3 rRNA genes are annotated in these 5401 nt (G+C 54.9%); all 3 read left to right on the top strand.

From position 1 onward, the window contains the following. The first annotated feature begins 118 nt into the window (after positions 1–118). The 3 genes from LK09_RS20350 (at position 119) to rrf (ending at position 5393) form a co-directional block, all read left to right on the top strand. Positions 119–1638: ribosomal RNA gene (locus LK09_RS20350) — 16S ribosomal RNA — on the top strand. Positions 1639–2062: 424 nt separating this feature from the next. Next, a 23S ribosomal RNA gene (locus LK09_RS20345) occupies positions 2063–5166 on the top strand. 110 nt (positions 5167–5276) lie between these two features. Continuing rightward, positions 5277–5393 (top strand): 5S ribosomal RNA (gene rrf, locus LK09_RS20340). The 16S, 23S and 5S rRNA genes sit together here, the layout of an rRNA operon. Positions 5394–5401 lie beyond the last annotated feature (8 nt).

Genomic DNA, 5401 nt, shown 5'->3' with positions numbered 1-5401 from the left:
TTTTCGGTTGGTGAGATTCCTTTGGATCAATTCATGGATTTGTCAGTAATGACATCCGTTTTGGTCAGTTTCAAACTCGCTGCTCCTGCCTTATTCCGGTGGGGGTTGGCAAAATTTCTTTACGGAGAGTTTGATCCTGGCTCAGGATGAACGCTGGCGGCGTGCTTAACACATGCAAGTCGAACGATGAAGGAGAGCTTGCTCTCTGGATTAGTGGCGAACGGGTGAGTAACACGTGAGCAACCTGCCCCTGACTCTGGGATAAGCGCTGGAAACGGCGTCTAATACTGGATATGAGCTCCTGCCGCATGGTGGGGGTTGGAAAGATTTTTTGGTTGGGGATGGGCTCGCGGCCTATCAGCTTGTTGGTGAGGTAATGGCTCACCAAGGCGTCGACGGGTAGCCGGCCTGAGAGGGTGACCGGCCACACTGGGACTGAGACACGGCCCAGACTCCTACGGGAGGCAGCAGTGGGGAATATTGCACAATGGGCGGAAGCCTGATGCAGCAACGCCGCGTGAGGGATGACGGCCTTCGGGTTGTAAACCTCTTTTAGCAGGGAAGAAGCGAAAGTGACGGTACCTGCAGAAAAAGCACCGGCTAACTACGTGCCAGCAGCCGCGGTAATACGTAGGGTGCAAGCGTTATCCGGAATTATTGGGCGTAAAGAGCTCGTAGGCGGTCTGTCGCGTCTGCTGTGAAATCCCGAGGCTCAACCTCGGGCCTGCAGTGGGTACGGGCAGACTAGAGTGCGGTAGGGGAGATTGGAATTCCTGGTGTAGCGGTGGAATGCGCAGATATCAGGAGGAACACCGATGGCGAAGGCAGATCTCTGGGCCGTAACTGACGCTGAGGAGCGAAAGGGTGGGGAGCAAACAGGCTTAGATACCCTGGTAGTCCACCCCGTAAACGTTGGGAACTAGTTGTGGGGTCCATTCCACGGATTCCGTGACGAAGCTAACGCATTAAGTTCCCCGCCTGGGGAGTACGGCCGCAAGGCTAAAACTCAAAGGAATTGACGGGGACCCGCACAAGCGGCGGAGCATGCGGATTAATTCGATGCAACGCGAAGAACCTTACCAAGGCTTGACATATACCGGAAACGGCCAGAGATGGCCGCCCCGCAAGGTCGGTATACAGGTGGTGCATGGTTGTCGTCAGCTCGTGTCGTGAGATGTTGGGTTAAGTCCCGCAACGAGCGCAACCCTCGTTCTATGTTGCCAGCACGTAATGGTGGGAACTCATGGGATACTGCCGGGGTCAACTCGGAGGAAGGTGGGGATGACGTCAAATCATCATGCCCCTTATGTCTTGGGCTTCACGCATGCTACAATGGCCGGTACAAAGGGCTGCGATACCGTAAGGTGGAGCGAATCCCAAAAAGCCGGTCCCAGTTCGGATTGAGGTCTGCAACTCGACCTCATGAAGTCGGAGTCGCTAGTAATCGCAGATCAGCAACGCTGCGGTGAATACGTTCCCGGGTCTTGTACACACCGCCCGTCAAGTCATGAAAGTCGGTAACACCTGAAGCCGGTGGCCTAACCCTTGTGGAGGGAGCCGTCGAAGGTGGGATCGGTAATTAGGACTAAGTCGTAACAAGGTAGCCGTACCGGAAGGTGCGGCTGGATCACCTCCTTTCTAAGGAGCACTGCACTCTTCGGAGTGACAGAGCCGGATTCGGAACGAATGTTTCCGACCGGAGCTCATGGGTGGAACATTTGACATGGCATTCAGTCGTCTGGTCTGGATCAGTACGCCGCTTCGGTGGTTGGAACGTTCGGGTCAGAGGGGTGGGTGCCGGCACGCTGTTGGGTCCTGAGGGACCGGACATGGGGTTGATTCTTCGGGATCTTCTTCGTGACTGTATCCTCTGGGCTCCTTTTGTTTTCCCCTTTGGGGGTTGGCGGAGGGGTACCGCCCGTACTTTGAGAACTACACAGTGGACGCGAGCATCTTAGAGACGATCTTCGGATCGTTTCACTGATGATCATGTAAATGATTATCTTCATCAATTTCGAGTTCGAGCACTTCGGTGTTCGATTCCGATTCTGATCTCATGTGATTTCAAGTCTTTAAGAGCAAACGGTGGATGCCTTGGCATCTGGAGCCGAAGAAGGACGTAGCAATCTGCGATAAGCCTCGGGGAACTGATAAGCGAGTTTTGATCCGAGGGTGTCCGAATGGGGAAACCCCGCTGGGCGGCGTGCCGACCTAGTGACTCCCGCCTGAATATATAGGGCGGGTAGAGGGAACGTGGGGAAGTGAAACATCTCAGTACCCACAGGAAGAGAAAACAACCGTGATTCCGTGAGTAGTGGCGAGCGAAACCGGATCAGGCTAAACCGAGTATGTGTGATATCCGGCAGGAGTTGCATATTCGGGGTTGTGGGACTCTCCTGACCATTCTGCCGAGTGGTCGACGTGACAGCAGCGTATAGACGAACCGTCTTGAAAGGCGGACCAGAGTGGGTGCCAGTCCCGTAGTCGAAATGCGTGTGTTGGCGTGGAGGGTATCCCAAGTAGCACGGGGCCCGAGAAATCCCGTGTGAATCTGTCAGGACCACCTGATAAGCCTAAATACTCCCAGATGACCGATAGCGGACAAGTACCGTGAGGGAAAGGTGAAAAGTACCCCGGGAGGGGAGTGAAATAGTACCTGAAACCGTTTGCTTACAAACCGTTGGAGCCTCCCTAGCAGGGGTGACAGCGTGCCTTTTGAAGAATGAGCCTGCGAGTTAGTGATACGTGGCGAGGTTAACCCGGGAGGGGTAGCCGTAGCGAAAGCGAGTCTGAATAGGGCGATTCAGTCGCGTGTCCTAGACCCGAAGCGAAGTGATCTATCCATGGCCAGGCTGAAGCGACGGTAAGACGTCGTGGAGGGCCGAACCCACTTAGGTTGAAAACTGAGGGGATGAGCTGTGGATAGGGGTGAAAGGCCAATCAAACTTCGTGATAGCTGGTTCTCTCCGAAATGCATTTAGGTGCAGCGTTGCGTGTTTCTTGCCGGAGGTAGAGCTACTGGATGGCCGATGGGCCCTACAAGGTTACTGACGTCAGCCAAACTCCGAATGCCGGTAAGTGAGAGCGCAGCAGTGAGACTGTGGGGGATAAGCTTCATAGTCGAGAGGGAAACAACCCAGACCACCAACTAAGGTCCCTAAGCGCGTGCTAAGTGGGAAAGGATGTGGAGTTGCTCTGACAACCAGGAGGTTGGCTTAGAAGCAGCCACCCTTGAAAGAGTGCGTAATAGCTCACTGGTCAAGTGATTCCGCGCCGACAATGTAACGGGGCTCAAGCACGCCACCGAAGTTGTGGCATTGACATTAATGGTAGGCCTTCGTGGTCCAGCCGTGTTGATGGGTAGGAGAGCGTCGTGTGCCGGGTGAAGCGGCGGAGTGATCCAGCCGTGGACGGCACACGAGTGAGAATGCAGGCATGAGTAGCGAAAGACGTGTGAGAAACACGTCCTCCGAAAGACCAAGGGTTCCAGGGTCAAGCTAATCTTCCCTGGGTAAGTCGGGACCTAAGGCGAGGCCGACAGGCGTAGTCGATGGACAACGGGTTGATATTCCCGTACCGGCGAAGAACCGCCCCAATCAATCCAGTGATGCTAAGTGTCCGAACTCGTTCATCGTCACCTTCGGGTGACACCGGGCGAGGGAGCACACGACCCTATGCTGGTGCGGTTAGCGTATTAACAGGTGTGACGCAGGAAGGTAGCCCAAGCCAGGCGATGGTTGTCCTGGTGCAAGTGCGTAGGCCGAACCGTAGGCAAATCCGCGGTTCATGCAGGCTGAGACACGATGCGGATGAAAAGTGGGTGATCCTATGCTGCCAAGAAAAGCATCGACGCGAGGTTCTAGCCGCCCGTACCCCAAACCGACTCAGGTGGTCAGGTAGAGAATACCAAGGAGATCGAGAGAATCGTGGTTAAGGAACTCGGCAAAATGCCCCCGTAACTTCGGGAGAAGGGGGGCCATCCACTTATACCGCCTTGCGCGGAAAAGGGTGTGGTGGCCGCAGAGACCAGTGGGTAGCGACTGTTTACTAAAAACACAGGTCCGTGCCAAGTCGCAAGACGATGTATACGGACTGACGCCTGCCCGGTGCTGGAAGGTTAAGAGGAGCGGTCAGCGTAAGCGAAGCTGCGAATTTAAGCCCCAGTAAACGGCGGTGGTAACTATAACCATCCTAAGGTAGCGAAATTCCTTGTCGGGTAAGTTCCGACCTGCACGAATGGCGTAACGACTTCCCAACTGTCTCAACCGCGAACTCGGCGAAATTGCATTACGAGTAAAGATGCTCGTTACGCGCAGCAGGACGGAAAGACCCCGTGACCTTTACTACAGCTTGGTATTGGTGTTCGGTGTGGCTTGTGTAGGATAGGTGGGAGACTTTGAAGCGGTGACGCCAGTTACCGTGGAGTCATTGTTGAAATACCACTCTGGTCACTCTGGATATCTAACTTAGAACCGTGATCCGGTTCAGGGACAGTGCCTGGTGGGTAGTTTAACTGGGGCGGTTGCCTCCCAAAAAGTAACGGAGGCGCCCAAAGGTTCCCTCAACCTGGTTGGCAATCAGGTGGCGAGTGTAAGTGCACAAGGGAGCTTGACTGTGAGACTGACAGGTCGAGCAGGGACGAAAGTCGGGACTAGTGATCCGGCAGTGGCTTGTGGAAGCGCTGTCGCTCAACGGATAAAAGGTACCTCGGGGATAACAGGCTGATCTTGCCCAAGAGTCCATATCGACGGCATGGTTTGGCACCTCGATGTCGGCTCGTCGCATCCTGGGGCTGGAGTAGGTCCCAAGGGTTGGGCTGTTCGCCCATTAAAGCGGTACGCGAGCTGGGTTTAGAACGTCGTGAGACAGTTCGGTCCCTATCCGCTGCGCGCGTAGGAAGTTTGAGAGGATCTGACCCTAGTACGAGAGGACCGGGTTGGACGAACCTCTGGTGTGCCAGTTGTTCCGCCAGGAGCACCGCTGGTTAGCTACGTTCGGGATGGATAACCGCTGAAAGCATCTAAGCGGGAAGCCGGCCTCAAGATGAGACTTCCATGCCCCTCGGGGCGAGAGGCTCCCAGCCAGACTACTGGGTTGATAGGCCAGATGTGGAAGCACAGCAATGTGTGCAGCTGACTGGTACTAATAAGCCGATGACTTGATAACACCAAACTTTTAAGCGTGTTCGCGTCCACTGAGTGGTTCTCGATGTACGGTCGAGAACCACACACAACAATGATTCTTTGTTATGTGTGAAACTGAAACATCAATAGTGTTTCGGCGGCCATAGCGAGAGGGAAACGCCCGGTCACATTCCGAACCCGGAAGCTAAGCCTCTCAGCGCCGATGGTACTGCAGGGGGGACCCTGTGGGAGAGTAGGACACCGCCGGACTTCTTTTA

This window comes from Microbacterium mangrovi, assembly GCF_000802305.1.
GTDB classification, from domain to species: Bacteria; Actinomycetota; Actinomycetes; order Actinomycetales; family Microbacteriaceae; genus Microbacterium; species Microbacterium mangrovi.
Note: the sequence above shows the minus strand (reverse complement) of the source record. Positions and strands in the feature narration are given on the sequence as shown.